General features: G+C 39.8%; 19 protein-coding genes. 7 read left to right on the forward strand and 12 right to left on the reverse strand.

From position 1 onward, the window contains the following. Window positions 1-4: 4 nt before the first annotated feature. Window positions 5-1,732, reverse strand: a complete 1,728-nt coding sequence (locus tag H5087_RS18725) for a DUF885 family protein (RefSeq protein ID WP_182673017.1) — start codon at window positions 1,730-1,732, stop codon at window positions 5-7. A 227-nt stretch (window positions 1,733-1,959) separates the two neighbouring features. Between H5087_RS18725 and H5087_RS18730 the strand changes: the two genes are divergently transcribed. Together H5087_RS18730 and H5087_RS18735 are read left to right on the forward strand one after the other, a co-directional pair. Next, the gene (locus H5087_RS18730; protein ID WP_024595261.1) at window positions 1,960-2,547 is read left to right on the forward strand and encodes a DUF4202 domain-containing protein; all 588 of its coding nucleotides are present in this window, start codon (window positions 1,960-1,962) and stop codon (window positions 2,545-2,547) included. A 41-nt stretch (window positions 2,548-2,588) separates the two neighbouring features. Beyond that, entirely contained in the window at window positions 2,589-3,092 is a 504-nt protein-coding gene (locus H5087_RS18735; RefSeq protein WP_182673018.1) for a zf-TFIIB domain-containing protein, read from the forward strand. Window positions 3,093-3,152: 60 nt separating this feature from the next. Here the strand turns inward: H5087_RS18735 and der are convergent, their stop codons facing one another. The 9 genes from der to ndk form a co-directional block, all read right to left on the reverse strand. Next, entirely contained in the window at window positions 3,153-4,619 is a 1,467-nt protein-coding gene (gene der, locus H5087_RS18740) for a ribosome biogenesis GTPase Der (RefSeq protein ID WP_024597862.1), read from the reverse strand. Window positions 4,620-4,693: 74 nt separating this feature from the next. Then, window positions 4,694-5,872: an outer membrane protein assembly factor BamB gene (bamB, locus tag H5087_RS18745; RefSeq protein ID WP_002961301.1), complete on the reverse strand. Its 1,179-nt coding sequence runs from the start codon at window positions 5,870-5,872 to the stop codon at window positions 4,694-4,696. 10 nt (window positions 5,873-5,882) lie between these two features. Next, window positions 5,883-6,503: a tetratricopeptide repeat protein gene (locus H5087_RS18750; RefSeq protein ID WP_002961300.1), complete on the reverse strand. Its 621-nt coding sequence runs from the start codon at window positions 6,501-6,503 to the stop codon at window positions 5,883-5,885. A gap of 19 nt (window positions 6,504-6,522) precedes the next feature. Next, window positions 6,523-7,803 carry a histidine--tRNA ligase gene (hisS, locus tag H5087_RS18755; RefSeq protein ID WP_182673019.1) on the reverse strand — a complete coding sequence of 427 codons (1,281 nt, stop codon included), beginning with the start codon at window positions 7,801-7,803 and terminating at the stop codon, window positions 6,523-6,525. Between the two features lie 136 nt (window positions 7,804-7,939). After that, window positions 7,940-9,058, reverse strand: a complete 1,119-nt coding sequence (gene ispG, locus H5087_RS18760) for a flavodoxin-dependent (E)-4-hydroxy-3-methylbut-2-enyl-diphosphate synthase (RefSeq protein ID WP_002961295.1) — start codon at window positions 9,056-9,058, stop codon at window positions 7,940-7,942. 5 nt (window positions 9,059-9,063) lie between these two features. Further along, on the reverse strand, window positions 9,064-9,930 hold the full coding sequence (locus H5087_RS18765) for a RodZ domain-containing protein (protein WP_002961292.1): 867 nt from the start codon (window positions 9,928-9,930) through the stop codon (window positions 9,064-9,066). Next, a complete protein-coding gene (pilW, locus tag H5087_RS18770) occupies window positions 9,927-11,762 on the reverse strand; it encodes a type IV pilus biogenesis/stability protein PilW (protein WP_182673020.1) in 1,836 nt (611 codons plus the stop codon). The genes H5087_RS18765 and pilW overlap by 4 nt, the downstream gene beginning before the upstream one ends. 126 nt (window positions 11,763-11,888) lie before the next feature. Then, on the reverse strand, window positions 11,889-13,019 hold the full coding sequence (locus H5087_RS18775) for a bifunctional tRNA (adenosine(37)-C2)-methyltransferase TrmG/ribosomal RNA large subunit methyltransferase RlmN (protein WP_002961289.1): 1,131 nt from the start codon (window positions 13,017-13,019) through the stop codon (window positions 11,889-11,891). Window positions 13,020-13,189: 170 nt separating this feature from the next. Further along, window positions 13,190-13,621, reverse strand: coding sequence for a nucleoside-diphosphate kinase (ndk, locus tag H5087_RS18780; protein WP_002961288.1), 432 nt, complete (start codon window positions 13,619-13,621; stop codon window positions 13,190-13,192). Window positions 13,622-13,896: 275 nt separating this feature from the next. On the opposite strand from ndk, the gene yegQ reads away from it, so the two are divergent. Both yegQ and H5087_RS18790 read left to right on the forward strand, forming a co-directional pair. Continuing rightward, window positions 13,897-15,282 carry a tRNA 5-hydroxyuridine modification protein YegQ gene (gene yegQ, locus H5087_RS18785; RefSeq protein ID WP_182673021.1) on the forward strand — a complete coding sequence of 462 codons (1,386 nt, stop codon included), beginning with the start codon at window positions 13,897-13,899 and terminating at the stop codon, window positions 15,280-15,282. 224 nt (window positions 15,283-15,506) lie between these two features. After that, window positions 15,507-16,379, forward strand: coding sequence for an EamA family transporter (locus H5087_RS18790; protein ID WP_182673022.1), 873 nt, complete (start codon window positions 15,507-15,509; stop codon window positions 16,377-16,379). Window positions 16,380-16,413: 34 nt separating this feature from the next. On the opposite strand, the gene H5087_RS20255 is transcribed toward H5087_RS18790, so the two are convergent. Next, a complete protein-coding gene (locus H5087_RS20255) occupies window positions 16,414-16,779 on the reverse strand; it encodes a LysR substrate-binding domain-containing protein (RefSeq protein WP_259397796.1) in 366 nt (121 codons plus the stop codon). 73 nt (window positions 16,780-16,852) lie between these two features. After that, window positions 16,853-17,299, reverse strand: coding sequence for a LysR family transcriptional regulator (locus tag H5087_RS20260; protein WP_259397797.1), 447 nt, complete (start codon window positions 17,297-17,299; stop codon window positions 16,853-16,855). 231 nt (window positions 17,300-17,530) lie between these two features. On the opposite strand from H5087_RS20260, the gene H5087_RS18800 reads away from it, so the two are divergent. From H5087_RS18800 to H5087_RS18810, 3 genes are all read left to right on the forward strand, one after another. Then, entirely contained in the window at window positions 17,531-17,773 is a 243-nt protein-coding gene (locus tag H5087_RS18800) for a YfhL family 4Fe-4S dicluster ferredoxin (protein WP_182673023.1), read from the forward strand. Between the two features lie 220 nt (window positions 17,774-17,993). Beyond that, on the forward strand, window positions 17,994-18,692 hold the full coding sequence (locus H5087_RS18805; protein WP_182673024.1) for a metallophosphoesterase: 699 nt from the start codon (window positions 17,994-17,996) through the stop codon (window positions 18,690-18,692). A 413-nt stretch (window positions 18,693-19,105) separates the two neighbouring features. Beyond that, window positions 19,106-22,033, forward strand: a complete 2,928-nt coding sequence (locus H5087_RS18810; RefSeq protein WP_182673025.1) for a TonB-dependent receptor — start codon at window positions 19,106-19,108, stop codon at window positions 22,031-22,033. Window positions 22,034-22,347: the final 314 nt, after the last annotated feature.

The following is a 22,347-nucleotide window of genomic DNA, read 5'->3' on the forward strand; positions in this document are numbered from 1 at the left end:
AATGTTAAATAGCCGATTTTTGTTTTGCTATCCAATCGTTTATTACGTCTTCTAATACTTCCATAGGCAGCGAGCCTTGACCGATTACGGTGTCGTGAAAGCTGCGAATATCGAACTTAGCACCTAGTTCTTTTTCCGCTTTTGCACGCAGTTCGCGTATTTTTATTTCGCCCATTTTGTACGAAAGCGCTTGGCCTGGCCATGATATATAACGATCTATTTGATCCTCCACCGCACTTTGTGGCAAAGCAGTGTGATCTGCCAAGTAGTCAATAGCCTTTTGGCGGCTCCAACCAAAGGCATGAATGCCGGTATCAACAACAAGTCTTACTGCACGCCACATTTCGTAGCCTAAACGACCAAAGTCGCTGTACGGGCTTTGATAAAAGTCGGCTTCTTTACCTAAGCGCTCTGTGTATAGTGCCCAACCTTCGCCAAATGCAGAGTGGCTAAGTGTGCGTCTAAATTCGGGTACATTTAACTCCATAGCAATAGCGTTTTGTAAATGATGCCCTGGTATTGCCTCATGTAAGCTAAGTGCTTCTAAATTATATAAAGGCTGTAGTTTAGGTGTTGAGGCTAAAAAATAAGTGCCAGGGGAGCGGTTATCAGCAGGTGGCATATAAAACGCGCCACGACTCGCTGAGCCTTTAATAGCAAAGGTATTACGCGGTAAATGATTAAAGTAGGTTGGCAATTTGCCATACATTTTTTGCGTTATAAAAGCGGTTTTTTCTAGCAGGTCTTGCGCGTCTGTTGCGTAAAATTGCTTATCGGTCGCTAAAAATTCTAAAAAATCGCTGTATGTGCCATCAAAACCTACTTTATCAATAATGTTTTGCATTTGCGCTTTAATACGCGCAACTTCTTTAAGGCCTAGTTCGTGTATTTGCTTTGGTGTGGCATTGGTTGTGGTGTAGTAATTAACTGTGTATTTGTAGTAATCAAGCCCGCCTTTAACGCTTGCAATACCCGGCTGTGCTCTACAGTTAGGCATGTAATCGTTTTCAAAAAAGTCGTAAAAATGCTGATAAGCAGGGACTACTTTTGAGCTGATTAAGGCCTTTGCTTTATTTTGGTATGTGGCTTTTTGCTCTGCTGTAAACGTGTTTGGTATACGTGTAAAGGGCTCGTAAAGGGCACTGTTTTCAGGTTGTTTAACAATATGCGCGCTAATGCTTTGGCTGTAATTTTCAAAGGTTTTGCAGTAATGAGTAAAGCCTGTTTTTATACCTTCTTTCATTAAATCAATATTTTGCTGATTAAATCGAGGGTAGTCGGCAAGGCTGATTAAAAATGCGTTGTAATCGTCGGGTGTTAAAAATGCCATGTTAGCGGGGGCTTCGGCAAAATAAGTATGCCAGCCACTTAAAAAATTAACCGGAAAATACTTATCTTGATAAAGGTAGCTTTGCTGCTCTGTTTCTCGCTCATATTTAAATAAGCGGTAGTTCATTAGCTGCTCGTTGTTGAGCGTTTTTGGGTCAATGCTGGCTAAGCTTTTTAGTACGCTGTTGTTATAAGCTTGGCGCTTTGCAATGGCTTGCTCGCTCCAATTTGGCAATGTACCGTTTGGCTTCCAGCCATCTGGATCGGTACGAAAAAATATTTTTTCAGCTTTAGCGTTTTGCCAGTGGTTATCAATAATGGTTTTTAAATCAGTGTTACTGTCGGCTAAGCTTGGTAGCGATGCAACCGCTAAGCATATAGCTAGAATACTTTTTTTAAACATAGTCATCCGTTATTGGCGAGTTTGTTATTATTTATCGCGCTTTTTTATTTTAATTTGTGCTCAATATAGTACCAAGTTAACTTAATCAATGCGCTTACTTTTATAACTAGTACCTTTTGGTTTTACTTTTTGATTGAACAAATTTCACTGCGTAACTGATTGGCGTACTAGTTTATTGTTTTATCAGCGTTTAGAATGACTAAAACTTATTATAAAAAATGACCGTCATGTTTAATAAAGTAATTACCTTAATTGATGAAGCAAACAACCAAGACCCAAATACTGAGCAGCACAATGGACAAAGCTTTCCAAAAGAAAGTTTATACGCCTTGCGCATGAGCGAAATGTTAACTCGTTTTAAACCAGATGCCGATGAACTCATGCAAATTGCAGTGCGTGCACAGCATATTCAGCGTTGGAAGTCGCCACGTAGTGATTTTGAAATGAACAAACAGGGCTATCATCAGTGGCGCAGTGCACTTTATATATTTCATGCTAGCAGCGTGGTTGCGCTTATGAAGCAAGCTGGTTACGGTGAAGCTGAGCAAAACCGAGTGTACGATGCGGTCGCTAAAAAAAATATTAAACGTAACCCAGACAGCCAATTAGTAGAAGATGTAGCAAGCCTTGTATTTATTGAACATTATATGCTTGGGTTTGCCAATGCAAAACCAGATTACAATGAAGAAAAATGGATTGGTATTATTCGCCGTACATGGCAAAAAATGTCAGATGAAGCCCATGAGTTTGTACTTGCAGGTAATATTACATTGCCGGGGCCGCTTGTTGGGCTTATTCATAAAGCACTTGAGTAAAGTAGTGTAAGTTAAGTATTAAAATAAAAAGGATTTTTAGAATGTTATGCCCACGTACAAATACCTCTCTTGAACCTTTACTTGTTGGCGGCATTACTGTTTTTACGTCAGCGCAAGGCGGCGTATTTTTTGATAACAGCCAAATTTTTAAATTTAGCTCGCCAGAGCTAAAGCATGGTCAGGTATTACTTAAGTATTTGAGTAATTATACCGAAGGTGAGGGCGAAGTCTCATCGCGAGTAAATTGCCCTAAATGCCCAAGTATTGTGATGATGCGCCGGTATTTTTCGCCGCTCAAAGTGGTTGAAATAGACGAATGCCCAGGTTGTGCAGGCATATGGCTTGATAGCGGCGAGCTGGCAAAAATACACGAAAACCATTTAACCCCCCGAGAGCGAAAGCTGTTAGCCCACGAAATGGCAACCAATCATGGGTTTATAACTATTAAGCCGCCAAAATCAAAGTATTACCCCAAAGCGCCTAAAAATGTTCAAGACACCACAGTTGAACGGCTGGTGCAATTAGCATTACTTAATTTTCAGTAATAAAAAACGGCGTACTAAAAAGTACGCCGTTTTTCTGTAATAGATTAACGCTTATGCAGTTTATTTATTACGGTTTTCTTTTGCAAAGGCACGTATTTTACGTTTTTGCGAAAGCGTTACTTTATTCGTACGCCCTGCAAATGGGTTATCACCTTCTCTAAATTCAATTTTGATTGGGGTGCCCATAATTTTAAGTGCTTTACGGTAATAGTTCATCAGGTAGCGTTTGTAGCTATCTGGTAAATCGTGAACTTGGTTACCATGAATTACAATACGTGGCGGGTTATAACCACCGGCATGCGCATATTTAAGCTTAACACGACGACCACGAACAAGTGGCGGCTGGTGATCGGCTTGAGCCATGTCCATAATACGGCGAAGCATTGCGGTGCTAATACGCTTAGTTGCTGACTCGTACGCTTCATCAACCGATTCAAACAAATGACCAACACCTGTACCGTGAAGTGCAGATATAAAGTGTAAGCGTGCAAAGTCAATAAAGCCTAAACGGCGATCAAGCTCTGTTTTAATACGATCTTTTACGTAGTCGTCAAGGCCATCCCATTTATTAACGGCAATAACCAGCGAACGACCTGAGTTAAGCGCAAAACCTAATAAGCTTAAGTCTTGATCAGAAATACCATCGCGCGCATCCACAACAAGTAAAACCACGTTACAATCTTCGATTGCTTGTAGTGTTTTAATTACTGAGAACTTTTCAACTACGTCACTTACTTTTTTACGCTTACGAACACCGGCTGTGTCAATTAACACATACTCTTTGTCGTTACGCGTCATTGGAATATAAATAGAATCGCGCGTTGTACCTGGCATATCATATACAATTACACGATCTTCACCCAATATACGGTTTGTAAGTGTTGACTTACCAACGTTAGGGCGACCAATAATAGCAAGCTTTACAGGTTTGTCAGCAAACGCTTGATGATCGGTATCATCACCTTCGCCTTCTTCGTAAAGGTCGATTAGTTCTTCGTCATCACCTGTTACTTCTTCATCTTGAGCAGCTAGTTCAGCAATAAGCGGCTGAAGTGTTTGTTCAAGTAATAGGGTAATACCACGGCCATGTGCAGCTGCAATGTGATGTATTTCACCTAATGATAATTGGTAAAATTCAGCACAGTTTGAATCTGCATCAATGCCGTCGGTTTTATTGGCAACAACAAAGCACTTTTTCTCTTGTTTACGCAAGTGATTAGCAATGGCTTGGTCAGCTACGGTCATACCTACACGAGCATCTACTAAAAACAGAACAATGTCGGCTTCTTCAATGGCTAGCAGAGATTGATCTGCCATTTCGATTTCGATGCCTTCTTCTGAGCCATCAATACCGCCCGTGTCTACCACGATAAATTCATAGCCATCGTAACTAGCTTGGCCATATTTTCTATCTCGTGTTAAACCTGGAAAATCGGCTACGAGTGCATCACGAGTACGTGTTAAACGGTTAAATAATGTGGACTTGCCCACATTGGGTCGCCCAACTAGAGCGATCACGGGAAGCATAAACTACCTCTTTAAAAAACAACAAAAGGCTTCGCAGTGCGAAGCCTTAAAAAAACCATATGACTATTAGTAACTTAGTTTGGTATTTTTACCATACTAACTTCACCATCACGGGTGTATAAAATTAGCTTATCGTCGGCAACAACTGGCTCAACAAAAAAGCCTGAGCTGTCAAAGTCTTCTCGAGATACTAGCTCGCCAGTTTCTTTATTTAGCCAATGTAGGTTACCTTCTTGGTCGCCTAAAGCTAAGTGGCTACCTGCAACTGCAGGGCCTGTTAGGTACCAACCACGTAGAGCGGGTTGGCTCCAACGTTCAATACCTGAATTTTTATCTAATGCGTAAATAACACCATCGCTATCTACTAAATAAATTGTTTGTGCATCCATCGCAATTTCGCGGTAGCTGCTGTACTCACGTTTCCACACTACGTTGCCAGAGCGAATATCTACAGCAGCTAAGTTGCCGTTATAAGCTATAGCGTAAGCGTATGGACCGCTAATAAGTGGTTGAGTGTCTACGTCAACTAGGCGTTCAAATTCTGATGCGCCTTTAGCAACCGCAATTTCTGCGCTCCATGCTGAGTAACCACTGTCTGAAATTAAAACGCTTAGCTTGCCTGTTTCAAGGCCTACTAATACACCACCGTTAGCAACAGTTGGCGAGCTTTGTCCGCGTAATGTTAGTGGTGGAACTTCTTGTTCAAAACTCCAACGTTCTTCGCCCGTATCTGGGTGAAGGGCTAACAATTTACCAGAGCCTAAATTTACAAATATTAAGCCATCGCCTGCTGTCGGTTTAGACAGTGATTCGCCTGGTACATTTTTACGCCAAACTTCTTCACCGGTTTCGCGATCAAGAGCAATAATAAAGCCGTGTTCAGAACCTATATAAATTTTACCATAGGCTTGCAAAATACCACCTGATAATTTTGCATTACCATTGTCAGCCCATGGCCAAAACGATAAATCTTGGCGTACATCGGTTTCCCACTTGGTATCGCCGTTAGTAAGCGAAAGCGCTTCTACTTGGCCTTCGCGGCTAGCAACATATACAGTATCTTTGTAAACAGCTGGTGTTAAACGAGAAAAGTAATGCTCTACGCCATCACCTACAGATTCTTGCCAAACAACGTCAGTTTCAAATTGGTTTACAATTTCAGGAAGTACTAGTTCATCTTCATCATCACTTGATGAACAACCCATCAGTGTTGCCATACATAGGGCAAGGGCTGCTGTTGTAAATTTTTTCATACCTAAAACCTTATGCCGCTGGGCTAGTTACTGCTAGGTCATCTAACTTAATTTGTAATAGTGGGTTACTTGTTAATCCACCCGCATCTATTGCTGCTTGGTATGCAGTACGTGCTTGATCTTTGTTACCTTGCTGTGTGTAAATGTCGCCTTTAAGCTCGGCAACGTTTGCATTGAATGCTTCAGGTAATGGTGCATTTAATGTAGTTAATGCATCGTCATAGTTAGTTTGTGCAATTTGAATTCGCGCTAAACGTGTAATCGCAATTGCTTTTAATTCTGTATTTTCAGTATTAGACACTATCCAGCTTAGCTTTTCGCTTGCTACGTCTAATTTTTTTGCTTCTACAGCGTCTTTTGCAGCAACAAATGCAGCAAGTGTTGCGTAGTTTGTATCTTTATTTTCGCTAATAAACGCATCAGCTGAAGATAATACATCATCACTTTCAACAAGCGCTGTATATGAATCTGATGCTTTTTCAGCGGTAGTAATTTGATTTTGGTTATATGCTTTCCAGCCATATAAGCCACCAAGGCCAACAAGTATGCCTAGTGCAAGTGAAATGCCGTTTTCACGGAAAAAGCGTTTAATGGCTTCTGCTTGTTGTTCTTCTGTTGAATAAATATCCATTCTTACCTCTAATGTTCGCTTAGCCGTTAATAAGCTCAGCTAATAGCGCTTTAGCTTGTTCTAATTCTAATGTGACTTGTTCTTTACGCTCGCGCAAATACTTGATGGTCACAACGCCTTTTTCTAATTCATCTTCACCAATAATCACTGCAACAAGTGCATCGCTTTTATCAGCACGTTTTAATTGTTTTTTAAAGTTGCCGCCGCCCGCATGCACCATAACGCGTAAACCTGGTACGTCTTTACGTAGTTGCGCTGCAATTGCAGGAGCTTGAATGCTTGCTTTGTCGCCCATTGCTGCTAAATATACATCAGCATTACGACGAATGTCACCTACACTCTCAAGCGCTTGTAGTAATAACACTAAGCGCTCTAGACCCATTGCAAAACCAACTGCTGGCGTTGCTTTGCCGCCAAGTTGTTCTACTAAGCCGTCGTAACGACCACCAGCACATACAGTGCCTTGTGCGCCTAAGCTGTCGGTTACCCATTCAAATACGGTGCGGTTGTAGTAGTCTAAACCACGTACTAACTTTTCATTAACCGTATATGAGACGCCAGCAGCGTCTAAACGTTCACATAAATTTTCAAAATGTTCTTTTGATTCAGCGTCTAAGTTTTCAGATAGTTTAGGCGCATCAGTTAAAATTGCTTGTACGTCTGGGTTTTTGCTATCAAGTACGCGTAGTGGGTTTGAATACATACGTCGTTTTGAGTCTTCATCAAGCACATCAATGTGTTGCTCAAGGTAGGCTACTAACGCATCACGGTAATCTGCACGCGCTTCGTTAGACCCTAATGAATTTAGCTCTAGACGAACGTGCTCTGTAATACCAAAGGCTTCCCATAGTTGCGCTGTTAATAAAATAACTTCTGCGTCTATGTCGGCTGTGGCAATACCAAATGTTTCTAAACCAAATTGGTGAAACTGACGGTAACGACCTTTTTGCGGACGCTCGTGACGAAACATTGGACCCATGTACCAAAGGCGTTGTTCTTGGTTATATAGTAAGCCATTTTGGTTGCCAGCACGTACGCATACTGCGGTGCCTTCTGGGCGAAGTGTTAATAAGTCGCCATTGCGATCGGCAAAGGTGTACATTTCTTTTTCTACTATATCGGTAACTTCACCAATAGAGCGTTTAAATAAGTCGGTTGATTCTACAATAGGAAAACGAATTTCTTGATAACCGAACGATGCTACTGTCTCGCGTAAAATGCTTTCTACTTTCTGCCAAACTTGTGTATCGCCTGGCAGACAATCGTTCATACCGCGAACTGCCTGAATTTGTTTTGCCACTGATAAATCCTAAATGCTGTTTATGTGTAATAAAAAATGCTTACACAACAAGAATGCTAAAAATTGACCCGCTATTATAGCGTTCTGGTCATAAAGGTAAACGCCAAACACCGCTGTTTGGCGCTTTATACGGTATTTATTCGACTATTTTAATATCGATAGGTGTTTGCTGCTCTTTTTGAGCAATAAAGTCGCGCACGTAGCCTTCGAGCTGGTCAACAATGTTGTTGTTGTCAATACGCGCTTTTTGGCGCTCACCATTAATGTATAAACCTGAGCGACGGTTTGCACCGGCAAGGCCTATATCACTAACGAGTGCTTCACCTGGGCCGTTTACAACACAGCCAATTACCGAAACCGATACAGGCTCAATAATATCTTCAAGGCGCTCTTCTAGCTGGTTCATGGTGCTTACTACATCAAATTCTTGACGAGAACAGCTAGGGCAGGCAATAAAATTAATACCGCGCGAACGTATGCGCAGCGATTTTAAAATATCAAAACCTACTTTAATTTCTTGAACAGGGTCAGCTGCAAGCGACACTCGCAGTGTATCGCCAATACCTTCGGCAAGTAGCATACCTAAACCTACGGCTGATTTAACCGAGCCTGAGCGCATGCCGCCCGCTTCGGTAATACCTAAATGCAGTGGTTGGTCTATTTCTTTAGCGAGCAAGCGATAGGCGCCTACCGCTAAAAATACGTCTGATGCTTTTACCGATATTTTAAATTGGTCAAAATCAAGGCGGCGTAATATATCTACATGGCGCATTGCTGATTCTAATAAGGCTTCAGGTGTAGGCTCGCCGTATTTTTCTTGTAAATCGCGCTCAAGTGAGCCGCCATTTACACCAATACGAATAGGAATGTTATGCTCGCGAGCCGAATCGACCACAGCTCTTATACGCTCTTCACTACCTATATTACCTGGGTTTATGCGCAGACAATCTACGCCGTACTTTGCCACTTTTAAGGCTATACGGTAATCAAAGTGAATATCGGCTACTAGCGGAATAGTCACTTGTTCTTTAATACTTTTAAACGCTTCAGCTGCGTCCATAGTCGGTACTGATACACGCACTATGTCGGCACCGGCATCTTGTATTGCCTGAATTTGTGCAACGGTTGCATCAACATCCATGGTGTCGGTGTTGGTCATTGATTGCACAGCAATAGGGGCGCCGTCACCAATAGGGACGTTACCTACATTGATACGGGTGGATTTTCTGCGTTTAATTGGGGATTCTGAAAACATAGCGACTACTCTGCTAGTGGTAATGTAAATTTGGCTAAACGGTTTTTAGGAAATGCAGAAACATCTACAGGTTCGCCGTTTAAAGTAATGTCTACAGCGTCATGCTTACCAAGCACAACTGAAAAAGGAGGCGTTCCGCTTACGGTCATAATGTAGCCTGCTTTTTTAACGCCGAATGCTATTTTTTCGCCTTCGCCATCGTAAATTTCAACCCAACTTTCGCCGTTAAAGTTCATAACAATTGTACTGCTAGCATCTTCTTGGCTTTCGTTGTTAGATGTAATAGGAGCCGTTTCTGTAACAGCTTCTGAGCTTGTTGATGTTTCAAGCGTATCTTTTGATTCTAATAGTGATTCGTCGTTAATTTCGGCTTGTTGCTGTTGCTGTAAAATACTGGGTTGAGCTGCTTGTCGTTCACTCATTATTGAGTTGGCAACGTTTATTTTACTGGTTTGCTCTTCAATGGGGGTGGCGTTTTGCCAAAACCATAAAGCAGATGAGCCAATGACAATTGCTAAAATTAAATAACTAAAAAACATTAAACGGCTGTCGCTTGCTTCTTTTTCTGTTCGGCGCGAAAAGCTTTGCATATTAGCGGGCTTGGTCGGCTCTGGTGGAGCCGGCATCATTGCTAATATAGGTGCGCTATCGACTTTTAATTCACGGCAATAATTTTTTATATAGCCTTTAACAAAAGTGATAGGGCCTAGTAACGCAAATTCATCATTTTCAAGGCGTTTAATTTGAAGTTCAGATAGCTTTAACGGTGCAGCGATAGTTGCGATGCTAACGTTTGCTTGCTCTCTATGATTTTTTAGTATTTGGCCTACAGTTGGCTGTTCGCTCTGTGTTTGCGTATTTTCTTCATTCATAATGTGTATGAGTCTGGATCCACTAGTAAAAGTCTGTGCCCTGGTTTTAATGCTATATCAGGACTTAATTTATTCCATCGCATTAATTCATCAATTAATACATGCCGCTGGGTAGCTATATCGTAAAGGGAATCACCAGCTTTAATTTCGTAATAAATATTAGGATCGTTTAGGTATATTTTACTTCCATTCATTACCCGATCCGACTCTTTTAAACCATTCCATTGCAGGAGTTTTTGTAGTTTAACATTGTATCGCACCGAAATGCTAAATAGGTTTTCGCCAACAGCAATTACATGAAATGGCACGCGTAAAGGCGATACTTTAGGATTAAGCATTGGAAGCTCTGTTTTTTGCACTGCTTCGTAGCTTTTAAATTCAATATCAGCATTATTTTGATAGTTGCTGTTTTCAAAAACGCTTGTGTTTTTAGTCGCTTCGTAGAATACCACGTCGCTACTATTTTTTTGATTTGTAACTGCAGGTGCAGAGTTGCTGTAGTTACTAGTTTGCTGCGAATTAAACTGGCCTGTTTTAGGTGCGCCAAACGAGATTATTGTTACCTCGTCATCGGCTTTAGCCGGTTTTTTTGTCGCTATAACTTCTTTTTTAGGTTCTAAAACGGGTTGCGCTTTTTCAGGCGCTGCTACTATAGAATCTGCTGAGTCATGCTCAGTAGTAAGTGCAAGCATAACAGCCGAAGTATCGGTAGGGTTGCTAGGCGCGACTACAGTAGTTTCTTCTTTTTGGGTTGTTACTTGTTTTGCTATTACGGTTGCTTCGTCGGCTTGCGTACTGAGCGTATTTGGCAATGCTTGAGCTTGCTCTTCTCTTGCTATAACTGGATTTACATCTTGGTTATTTGCTGTTGCGAGCTTTTTATCTGTTTTTTGCTCGTTGTTTGTTACCAAGCTTGTTGAACCGTCCTCTGACGAACGCTTCTTTCTTATAACTTTTATTTTTGGTTTTGAACTAACGTGCGCGCCGCTTGCGTCATTTTTTAGTTCTTTTAACTGCGCTTTACGGTATTTTTCTCGCAGTATTTCAAACTCATTAAAACGTGTTCTTTTCTCTTTTAACGCATAGGCTTCGTTGCTGGTAGAGTAAGTTTGCAAAATAGTGTTTGAAATTTTTTCAGCTTCTTCAATTCTGCCCATTCGGTTTTTTACAAGATAGCTAAGCATTAATGCACGAGAAGATACTCGACCCGTACTTTCATAGCGTTTTAAAAGTTCACTGGCTTTGTATAAGTCACTTTTTGCGTAATACAGTGCGGCTAAGCTAATTAATGTAGATGTACGCTGAGAGCTGTGATTAAGTGCCTGTTGAAAGTAGCTTTCTGCATTTTCAAAGTCATCAAATTCAATAGCACACAAGGCTAAATTTTCGTAGCTTTCGGCAACACGAATATAACTTGGTACTTCAATGGCTTTTAAAAATTGATCAGTTGCACGATCGTATTCATCAATACCACATAAAAACACACCGTAGTTATTGAGGGTGTTAGGATCGTCTGGCTTGATTTCAAGTGCTTTTTGGTAGGCTTTATCTGCTAGCGGGTTTTCGCCCACTTGTTGGTAGTAATAAGCAAGAGAGTAGTGTACTTCAGGTAGGTCAGGAGCAAATGCTGCTGCACGTTCTAAATTGTATTTGGCTTGAGAATTATTACCCGTTTTTAAATACTGTAGGGCTAAAGCAATTCGTGTTCGTGCTGCGCCAGTATTATTAACTTTATTTTCGACGACGGGTTTATTACTGCCGTTATAACTACTTTCGCTCACACAGCCACTTAGGGCAAGTGTTGATAGTGTTATAGCAAGTATAGATCGCATTACCTTATCTCTTTATTTTTAGTCCATGTCGCCTATCTTACCTAAAAGCTTTACTCTTGCATCATTTATTTAAAAATAAACAACTTAACAGCCTTATATGGTTTATTCATATAAGGCTGTTACAGATTATGCTTGGTGGATATTAACGGCAATCGCGTTATCGTCACGGATTTTCTTTTTAGCTAAACGTTTAGTACGATCAACTACGTCACCGACTAACTGACCGCAAGCGGCGTCAATATCATCACCGCGAGTACGGCGCACAATACAGGTTACACCTGCAGCTTGTAGTACTTTTGAAAAGCGGTCGATACGGCTATTACTTGAGCGTGTATACTCGTTACCCGGGAACGGGTTAAACGGAATAAGGTTTACCTTAGACGGTGTGCCTTTTAACGTTTGTACTAATGCATGCGCTTGGTCAGTGCTGTCGTTAATGCCATTAAGCATAACGTATTCAACAGTTACGTCTTTATTAGCTTTTGAACCGTCGATATAACGACGACACGCCGCTAAAAACTCTTCAATAGGGTACTTTTTATTAACAGGTACTAAAATATCACGCAGTGCGTTATCTGGTGCGTGAAGTGATATAGCCAGTGCTACGTCAATTTTTTCTTTTAGTAAATCAAGAGCAGGTACAACGCCTGAAGTACTTAATGTTACGCGGCGCTTAGATAAACCAAAGCCCCAATCGTCCATCATTAGTTCCATTGCTGGCACTACGTTTTTAAGATTAAGTAAAGGCTCGCCCATACCCATCATTACAACATTAGTCACTGGGCGCTTTTCGCTATGACCATCAAGGCCTATATCTTTAGCTACACGCCAAACTTGGCCAATAATTTCAGATACTTTTAAGTTACGGTTAAAGCCTTGTTGAGCAGTAGAACAAAAAGTACATTCAAGCGCACAACCCACTTGTGATGATACACATAACGTAGCGCGCTCTTTTTCAGGGATCCAAACGGCTTCTACTTCTTGGCCGCCTTCAAGAATAAGCGCGTACTTAATAGTGCCGTCGCTTGCTTGTTGGCGAACTGTTATTTCTGGCGCTACAATTTCGCACTCAGCTTTAAGCTTTTCTTTAAGCTTTTTATTTACGTTAGTCATTTCGTCGAAGTTATCTACGCCAAAATGATAAATCCATTTCATCACCTGGTCACTACGAAACGGCTTTTCACCGAACGATGCAAATAGCTCGCGCATTGCATCTCGGTTTAAATCTAATAAGTTAATCTTTTTTTGCTCGGTCATGAAACAACCTCAATCGGTGACGGTGGAGATAAAAATTTACGAGGACGAATTGTACACAATTCACTCACTTTAATCATTAAGTAAAATATCAAAAAATGCACTTATGGATACTTTGCGTAATGACTAAAAAAGGGCCCGAAAGCCCTTTTCATTTTGTTAACGAATTCGAATTAACGAGTACGTGAACAAAGCTCTTCGTCAGCGAAGAAGTACGCGATTTCGCGAGCAGCAGATTCAACAGCATCAGAACCGTGAACAGCGTTTTCGTCGATGCTATCAGCGTAGTCTGCACGTAAAGTGCCAGCTAGTGCTTCAGCAGGGTTAGTAGCACCCATGATTTCACGGTTTTTAAGAACAGCGTTTTCGCCTTCAAGAACTGTAACCATTACTGGACCAGATGTCATGAAAGATACTAAAGCGCCAAAGAAAGGACGTTCGCTATGTTCTGCGTAGAAACCTTCAGCTTTCTCTTGTGAAAGGTGAACCATTTTAGCTGCAACGATTTTAAGGCCAGCAGTTTCGAAACGGTTGTAGATAGCGCCAATGTGGTTTTTAGCAACTGCATCAGGTTTTACGATTGAGAAAGTACGCTCTAAAGCCATCTTTATGCTCCAATAATTTTAAGTAAAAGTGTGAATATTAACGGGCGCGAATTATACGCGTTTTAAGTGAAAAATCCTAATTTTATTAAAAACCAGTTTGATTGCTGTTTTATGATCTCGATCAAATTTAAATTATTAGCCATATTTATACTGCTGCGCTTGTGTTTATGTATTTTTCAATAACACCAATTTCACTGGATTAATGCTTAATTTTTCAATCAAATTGGTAAAACTCATGCAACTGGTTTAAACCCAGTTCGATGTATGGAGCGCACATGTTACCCGTTATTTCTTCAATGCCTTTTATTCCTGAATTATTATGCCCCGCAGGCAGTTTAAAAAACATGCGCTACGCGTTTGCTTATGGCGCAGATGCGGTTTATGCGGGGCAGCCTCGTTATAGTTTGCGTGTGCGCAATAATGAATTTGACCTAGAGACCCTGCAAATAGGTATTAGTGAAGCGCATGCGCAAAATAAAAAGTTTTATGTGGTGTCTAATATTGCGCCGCATAACGCTAAAGTTAAATCGTATTTACGTGATATAGAGCCAGTTATTGCGATGAAGCCCGATGCGCTGATTATGTCAGACCCTGGTTTAATTATGCTAGTTCGTGAAAAATGGCCTGCGATGCCAATCCACTTATCAGTACAGGCAAATGCGGTAAATTACGCGAGTGTACAATTTTGGGCAAAGCAGGGGATCGAACGGGTTATTTTATCAAGAGAGCTGTCGCTCGAAGAAATAACCGAAATACGCACACTCTGCCCAGACACCGAACTTGAAGTATTTGTTCATGGCGCACTGTGTATGGCGTATTCGGGGCGTTGTTTGCTCTCTGGTTACATAAATAAGCGCGATCCAAATCAAGGCACATGTACTAATGCATGTCGCTGGGATTACGATGTAAAACCTGGTGTTGAGAACGAAACTGGCGAAATGGTACATAAAATTGACCCCAAACAGGTGATTCCTACATTGGGTGAAGGCGCGCCAAGCAACGATGTATTTATTCTAGAGGAACAAGGTCGCCCTGGTGAGTATATGCCTGCGTTTGAGGATGAACACGGCACGTATATTATGAATTCCAAAGATTTACGCGCTGTGCAATACGTAGAGCAGTTAACAAAAATGGGGGTACATAGTTTAAAAATAGAAGGGCGTACTAAGTCATTTTATTATGTGGCGCGCACTGCACAAGCTTATCGTAAAGCAATAGATGATGCCGCTGTGGGTAAACCATTTGATACTAGCTTATTTAAAACATTAGAAAACTTGGCGCATCGTGGTTATACCGAAGGCTTTTTAAAACGCCATGCCCACCAAGATTATCAAAACTATGAATACGGTCACTCTGTATCAACTAAGCAGCAATTTGTGGGTGAAGTACTTGGGCGCTGCGAAAATGGATTAGTTGAAATAGACGTTAAAAATAAATTTTGTACTGGTCACTCTTTAGAGCTTATGACACCACAAGGTAACATTACTTTTACGCTTGAATATATGGAAAACAAAAGAGGCAAAAGTATTAGCGATGCGAAAGGCTCTGGGCATATTGTAAAAATTCCGCTAGATGAGGGTATTAATTTAGAGTGTGCAATATTAATGCGTAATTTAGATGCGCACCAAGATACCCGTAATCCATTCAAAGAGGTCAGTTAGGATCCACTCTAATAACTGCTCAAAGCTATTTTATTAAATAGAGTGACGCTGAGCAGTTATATCTTCATCTGCTATTTTTTAAATACCATTTATGGAATTTATCTTATCATTAATGCTTATTTATAAAATTTTAAAAGCGAATATAATGGATATTCGTACTTAACACGTGTTGTTAAATCGCTCCTCACTGTTACCCCATTACTTTTTAAAGGAACCATTTTTGTATGTGGATAATTTTTGCATTACTCGCAACCGTTTTTTTTGGTGCTCGAGGAGTGTTGTATCAATGGACGTCGCAGAAAAAGATTAACCGTAACTTACTATTATTCGGCGTATTTTTTGTAGGATTTGTTATTAATGCGCTAGGTACAGTGGTATTTGAACATACATGGTATGGCTGGGCAGACATTACGGTTGGGCTAGCGTTAGGTTTTGGCTCTTTTGCTGCTAATGGATTGTTGCATAAGGGGTTTTCGGTTGGTAAAGCGTCTTTAATTAGTATTTTATCGGGATTAACGCCTTTGTTTGTCCTTTTATTTGCTTTTTTATTGTGGCAGGAGACCTTAACAACAATTCAATTAATTGGCTTTTTCATTATTTTTGGTGGCCTTTATATCATTCGTTATTCAAGCGATATTTCGTTGAACAACCTACAAGGTGCGCAATGGGGATTACTCGCTGCACTTGCCTTTGCATTTAATGATTTAATGGGTAAGCAATCAACACTTCTTGAGGCCGATACGTTTGCAACGCTAACGTCTATGTTTGGTTTTGGTAGTTTTCTTTTTGCTGTTAGTTGGTTAGTAAAGCGTAAAAAAATGCTAGCAGAGCAAGGCACTTCTCAAGGGTATTGGTCTGCGAGTAAAACATTTTCATGCGGGTTACTGATTGGATTAACAAACGTGGCAGGTATGGTGGCAATAATATCGGCTTTTGCAATTGGTAATGCAGGGCTAGTTTCGGCAATTTCAGGGATGAACATTTTAATTATTTTATTGTACTCACGCATCATCCTAAAAGAGTCTTTTACACGCCAAGAAGTGATAGGATTAACAACAGCATTTTTAGGTGTAATTGTACTTAGGCTTAGTTTTTAAACGTTTAAAGCTTTCTTTGTAAAAGCATACATTGCTACTTTTCGTTGAAGTGTTGCAATGTATGCTCTATTAATAGTCGTACCCGATAAGGTACTTGTTTTCTGTCGCAATAAAGCATAGAAAATGGCTGCCCTTCACTTTGCCACTCAGGAAGAATACGTTTAAGCTTTCCGGCTTTAATAAATGGTAATGCTATATAATCAGGGATATAGCTAATGCCTACACCAGACTCAACGGCTTGTTTCATCATTTGAATTTCATCAACTTCTAATAGGACATGCGTGTTTGGATTAAAACTGTATTCTTCACTCGTTTGCTGATTTTTTAACTGCCACGGAACTAACCCAACGCACGTAACTTTTGGGTGTTCTTCTAATTGATCCGGATGAGTGATGAGCATAATTTTGGTGAGCACACAGCAGGTTATGAGTAAGCTTAAGTTCTCTAATAACCCAGTTATCAATGGCTGGGTTTCATACTCTAAACGCGATATCAATCCCTTCTTTTTCAATATCAATAAGATTATTTGAAAAGCGTAAATCTAATTGAATATCGGGATATTGCAGTAAAAATTCACAAAAAATAGCACTTAAAAAGTGTTTACCCATGTAAATGGGTGCAGAGATCCTAATTTTCCCTTTAGGTTGGTCTTTCTCATCACAAAGTGCTTGCTCAATACACTCTACTTCGTCAAATAACTTACGATAGCGGTCGTAATATAATTCGCCAGTATGCGTAAGTGTTACCCGATGAGCATCTCGATTTAGTAACGTTAATTGCAGAGCTTGCTCTAATAAACGTATTCTACGGCTTAAAGTTGATAGTGACATACCAAGGTTTATGGATGCTTTTTTAAAGCTACCTAGTTTTACTATGGTGCAAAAGTAACGTAAATCATCAAGAGAATAACTAGCTGCCATTAGAACTACTTTATTATTTAGGAGGTAGACAATATTAACAGCGGCACTTTAAAATTTCATTCGAGATTAAAAGTAGAGAAGACCGAGGTTTTTATTGATAAAGATCAACAAAGAAAAAGCTAATAAAATGCATAATTTAACGCTGTTAATCATATTATTTAAAATACAGCAGTGAATGCTCTATTTTTTCATTGCTTGTTTTATATGGACTTTAATGAACGAGGCTTATAAGTGGCTCTACTCATAAATAGTAAATGCATTAACTGCGATATGTGTGACCCAGAATGTCCTAATGAGGCTATTTATATGGGCGCTAAAATATACCAAATAGATGCTAGTAAATGTACTGAGTGTGTAGGGCATTATGATAAACCTACTTGCGTAAGTGTTTGCCCTATTGACTGCATAAAGCCCGATCCGAATAAGCGTGAAACCTTGGACGAACTAGCAGAAAAATTTGTGCGGTTAACCTGAAAATAGCTGGTCAGGTATTTTGCTAAGCCGCTTTTAATTTAAGCTAAAAACACTACTTACATTACTTATTTAGGTTGTAGCTAAGGTCCTCTGCCATCCATTTTTAGTTTCAATCAAATCTTATTACCTTCATTAATTATCAACTATATTGTGTTACCTTAAGGCTTTATAAACTCAAGTATTAATCTAAGTTTTAGATTGCATTCTATAGGAGTCTATTTTGGATATAGGTATTAACGCTATTCAGGCTGTATCTTCAAAACAAGCCATATTTATTAATGATGAGTGCCGAGTATTTGTAATTGGCGATCTTGATGGTGATTTACCGGCCTTAAAAAACGCACTTAATAACGTAAATTTTGACCCTGAAAGAGATACTTTGTTTTGCCTTGGCGATTTTGTTGATCGCGGGGATAAAACATATGACTTATTTACATACTTACAAGCCATTAGGGCATGTATGATATTAGGTAATCATGAGCATTTAATGTTGGAATCATTATTAAGTAATGATAAAGCGGCTTTTAATTTATGGACTGATAATGGTGGTAATTGGCACAAGTCGGTATCAAGTGAAAAGCTCAGTGTCATGTGCGATGAGTTACTAACTAAACCGCTTTCAATAGTACTTGAGTATCGTGGTTATATAATAGGGTTGTCTCATACATTTGCACAATCGTGGGATTGGGAGAATTACCCTGATGATAAATCGCTAATCGTGCAATCTTTATTGTGGGATCGCGAAGTAGTTAAACAAAATAAGGTAGTTAAAAGTCATGGAGTCGACTTTTCAATACATGGACATAACTCAACTAAAGCGCCTTTTTGGGTTGGTAATAGTTATCATATAGATACAAATTATTATGGTGGAAAGCCTACACTCTTAGAGCTTTCAGAGGTTATTGCTACGCTTGATTAACCAAGCGCTATTTAGCAATTGTTACTTCTTTCAAATATCATCCGGCAGTTTTGCTTTTTAAAGTATAAACTGCTGACTACCACATCTAATTATCCCCTTCGTATTTTTGTATACACTTTATGATGATTTATGCACCGTAATTATTTTATTAAGCTATTAAATTCAACAAAGCCTCTCTTAGCTTGTTAATTAAGAGTGGTTTTGATGTGTGGGTTGGATTTTAAGTTTCATTCAATAGGTATTAATACAGTTATATGAGATGTTTATTTAGTTTAATATTGATGGTTAACAAACGGTTAAGTTTGGCTGTGTAGAATTGGCGCAAATTTGCCATTACGTAACATAATTACGTAAAAGGATTAACTATTTGCTTTAGCTTGTGCAAAGCAAGTTTAAATGGAACAGCCTCTCTCATGTTATTAACACGCCATTTTTCTCTCCCTTTTTCAAAACTTTCTAAATCATCACTTTATTTATCTGTACTTTCAGCGCTTGGTTCAGGTTACGCCTATGCAGATCAAGAAGCTCTAAATGCAATAAATAAAAAAGAGATGGAAGTAATAGAAGTGCGCGGAATACGTTCCAGCATGGCCGAAAATTTAGATGTTAAGCGTATGTCTGGCTCAGTAGTTGATGCAATTACCGCTGAAGACATTGGAAAGTTCCCTGATAAAAATGTGGCTGACTCATTGCAACGTGTTCCAGGTGTGGTAATTGAGCGTGATGGCGGGGAAGGTTCATCTGTCAGTATTCGTGGTTTATCGTCAGAACTTACTTTTACACAGCTTAATGGTAATTTTATAGCATCTTCTCCGGGGGAGCCTTCGCGTTCGTTTGATTATGCTTTGTTACCGTCTTCAATGATTGAAAGCGTCGAGGTTTATAAATCGCCAGAGGCACGCTTAGATGAAGGTGGGGTTGGTGGCACTGTATTAATGCACAGCCGAAAACCTTTAAATATGGATGCAAACTCGGGTGTCTTTAATATCGAGAGTACTTACGCTGATGTTACAAAAGAGTACGAACCGCAGTTTACGGGTTTATATTCATGGAAAAATGGCAACGAAAACTTTGGTGTATTAGTTGGCTATACCTATCAGGAACGGACAAACAGAACGCTTTCGGGCGGTACTAATGCTAATGTATGGCGCTATACTGGCACTGGGCAAGCAACAGATATACATGGTAATACAGTTGATAACAATAACGGTTGGGATACTATTAATGATGCAAACGGTAACAGTTACGATGGCGTTTGGTTTCCGCAAGTTGTTCGAGGTTCTGTTCTTAACGAAAAACGTGAGCGCGAAGGGATTCAATTTAGTTCACAGTGGCGACCAACAAATCGTTTAGAGCTTGGCTTTAATTATTTTGGTTTTACACTTGGGCAAGACAGAACAGAATCTGTGATTGATATACCAGAGTGGTCTTTAAATCCTAATTTTTTAACGGATGTAAACCTTGATGAGTCGGGCACTATTGTTACTGGTATGCAATACGATGCAATGGCAAGTGGCGTCGAAAATGATATGCAATTTCCGTGGATGCGTGGCAGCTACGTACGTGAGGAATCTACCTCCGATACCTTTGATTTTAATTTAACCTATGAAGGTGATAATTTTAAAGCGCGCTTTGTAATTGGTAATACACAATCAGAGGGCGGCCCAGAAGAAAGCTGGGAAGCGGCGTATAAAAGTTCTAACGCGGGCGAAAACGCAGCCACTATTCAAAACGCAGCTCAAACGGCTGGCTGGTCGCTCAATCAAAATAATGTGTCACTTAATATCGACCCTAATACATTAGTTAATTTACAAAATGGAGTTGGAGGCGGTCGTGATGCGGGCTCTTCAAACTCAAGCTTTGTACGCAGTAAGCTAGAAGAAGATTACTACCAAGCTGATGTGGATTTTTATGTTGATTGGGGCTTTTTAAAAACAATTAGAACCGGTGTTAAGTACCGCAACTCAATTCTTCACCGTGAAACCGGCAACACCTTCTTTTTAGATCCAAATTTTGATATTGCTGCAGGGGAAGTAAGTGAGCAAGGTATTACCCGTTTTGATAGCTACCAATGGAATGGTGGAATGCCATTAGCTCAAAATGTATTTACTAGTGAGAATAATATTGCAGGTGGTTTTGATATAAACCAAATGCCAAGTATCGACTGGAATAAATACCGCGATATGGTCACTGCTAGTTATGTACCTTATACGCGCATTGAAGATAATTTTGTTTACGATATAGAAGAAAAAATATCGGCTTTTTATATACAAGGTGATTTTGAATTTAGTGAAGTAAGAGGTAATTTGGGTGTGCGTGTTGTGCAAACAAAAACACTTACTTCATCTACTGACTTATATACCTACCAATTAGATCACACAAATGATGAAACAGGTGAGCCAGTAACAGGTGACGCTCGTTTTGTAGAAGACTATCAATTAGTCTCTCAGCAAAATAAAGACACTCAAATATTACCAAGCTTTAATATAGCGTGGGATGCAACTGACGATTTAGTTATTCGTGGGGCAATAGCTAAAGTAATATCTCGTCCTGACTATAGTGATTTAGGTGCGCAGCAGCGCATTACATTTGTATCAGATGAATGGGCAGAAGATAGAGCCGCATTTAACGAGCTTCCTGGTTTTAGCGGTAGTGGCGGAAATAAAAATTTGAAAGCATTTGAATCAATTCAAGCCGATTTATCTATTGAGTATTATTATGGCGAAGGTTCAGCTGTTGGGCTGGCACTTTTTCATAAAAAAGTAGATAACTTTGTTGTGCCACTGGTGATCGACGTAGAGCAAAACTTTGCTGGTAAAAATAATATAGTGGATGCAGGGACTATTAATATAGCCCCTTACAGCACTGTAGGTAATGGCACCGATGCAGTATCAAAAGGCGCGGAAGTATTTATTCAGCATGCCTTTGATAGTGGTTTTGGCTTTTACGCAAATTACACTTATAACAAAACCAATAAAGCAGATGTAACAATTAATGGTGAAGAATTTGGTCAGTCGGCTTTAATAGGTAGTGCAAAGTATCAGTACAACACCTCTGTTTATTATGAAGGAGGTTATTTTAATGTACGTGCTTCTTATAATAAGCGCGGCGAAACAGTACTCGGTTTAAATAGCGGATTAAATGTATACCAAGACCCTTACGAACAAATCGATGTAAATGCATCTGTAAATTTATACGACGGGCTTAGCCTTACCGCAGCGGTTATTAATTTAACTAAATCTGAATCAGTAACGCGTTTAGGAAATGACACCGATGCGCGATTACTCAATACTAGCTACTCAGGTCGTCGTTTTTACGCGGGCTTTAACTATAGCTTTTAGATAAATGACTTAATAGCTGGTCTGTAGACAGTATTTTTTGATAGCGCAGGCCATAACAAACACTTTAATAGGCGTTAAATGTTAATAAAGTGCTAGTTATGTTGTGTTTTTAATGCGTTTAGCTCAAATTCTCAGCGAACAGTGCTTTATTTAAAGTTTTGTCAATAAAACGCTTGCGTAAAAATCTGTTCTCCCTATAATGCGACCCCACTGAGACGGGAAACAGCAACGCATAGCGAGGCACGAACAACTCAGGGTGTTAAGTAAAACTTAGATTGAATCTTTTTAGAAAGTTTAAATTTAAGTATTGACAA

This window comes from Pseudoalteromonas sp. SR43-7 (genome assembly GCF_014163785.1).
GTDB lineage: Bacteria > Pseudomonadota > Gammaproteobacteria > Enterobacterales > Alteromonadaceae > Pseudoalteromonas > Pseudoalteromonas distincta.

What these genes read in the sequence shown, in the direction of transcription:
- H5087_RS18790 (WP_182673022.1), top strand. Translation starts at nt 15,507, where the DNA reads ATGTGGATAATTTTTGCATTACTCGCAACCGTTTTTTTTGGTGCTCGA.
- H5087_RS20255 (WP_259397796.1), bottom strand. Translation starts at nt 16,779, where the DNA reads ATGCTCATCACTCATCCGGATCAATTAGAAGAACACCCAAAAGTTACG.
- H5087_RS20260 (WP_259397797.1), bottom strand. Translation starts at nt 17,299, where the DNA reads ATGGCAGCTAGTTATTCTCTTGATGATTTACGTTACTTTTGCACCATA.
- H5087_RS18730 (WP_024595261.1), top strand. Translation starts at nt 1,960, where the DNA reads ATGTTTAATAAAGTAATTACCTTAATTGATGAAGCAAACAACCAAGAC.
- H5087_RS18810 (WP_182673025.1), top strand. Translation starts at nt 19,106, where the DNA reads ATGTTATTAACACGCCATTTTTCTCTCCCTTTTTCAAAACTTTCTAAA.
- H5087_RS18775 (WP_002961289.1), bottom strand. Translation starts at nt 13,019, where the DNA reads ATGACCGAGCAAAAAAAGATTAACTTATTAGATTTAAACCGAGATGCA.
- pilW (WP_182673020.1), bottom strand. Translation starts at nt 11,762, where the DNA reads ATGCGATCTATACTTGCTATAACACTATCAACACTTGCCCTAAGTGGC.
- der (WP_024597862.1), bottom strand. Translation starts at nt 4,619, where the DNA reads ATGCTTCCCGTGATCGCTCTAGTTGGGCGACCCAATGTGGGCAAGTCC.
- bamB (WP_002961301.1), bottom strand. Translation starts at nt 5,872, where the DNA reads ATGAAAAAATTTACAACAGCAGCCCTTGCCCTATGTATGGCAACACTG.
- ispG (WP_002961295.1), bottom strand. Translation starts at nt 9,058, where the DNA reads ATGTTTTCAGAATCCCCAATTAAACGCAGAAAATCCACCCGTATCAAT.
- ndk (WP_002961288.1), bottom strand. Translation starts at nt 13,621, where the DNA reads ATGGCTTTAGAGCGTACTTTCTCAATCGTAAAACCTGATGCAGTTGCT.
- H5087_RS18735 (WP_182673018.1), top strand. Translation starts at nt 2,589, where the DNA reads ATGTTATGCCCACGTACAAATACCTCTCTTGAACCTTTACTTGTTGGC.
- H5087_RS18725 (WP_182673017.1), bottom strand. Translation starts at nt 1,732, where the DNA reads ATGTTTAAAAAAAGTATTCTAGCTATATGCTTAGCGGTTGCATCGCTA.
- yegQ (WP_182673021.1), top strand. Translation starts at nt 13,897, where the DNA reads ATGTTACCCGTTATTTCTTCAATGCCTTTTATTCCTGAATTATTATGC.
- H5087_RS18750 (WP_002961300.1), bottom strand. Translation starts at nt 6,503, where the DNA reads ATGGATATTTATTCAACAGAAGAACAACAAGCAGAAGCCATTAAACGC.
- H5087_RS18765 (WP_002961292.1), bottom strand. Translation starts at nt 9,930, where the DNA reads ATGAATGAAGAAAATACGCAAACACAGAGCGAACAGCCAACTGTAGGC.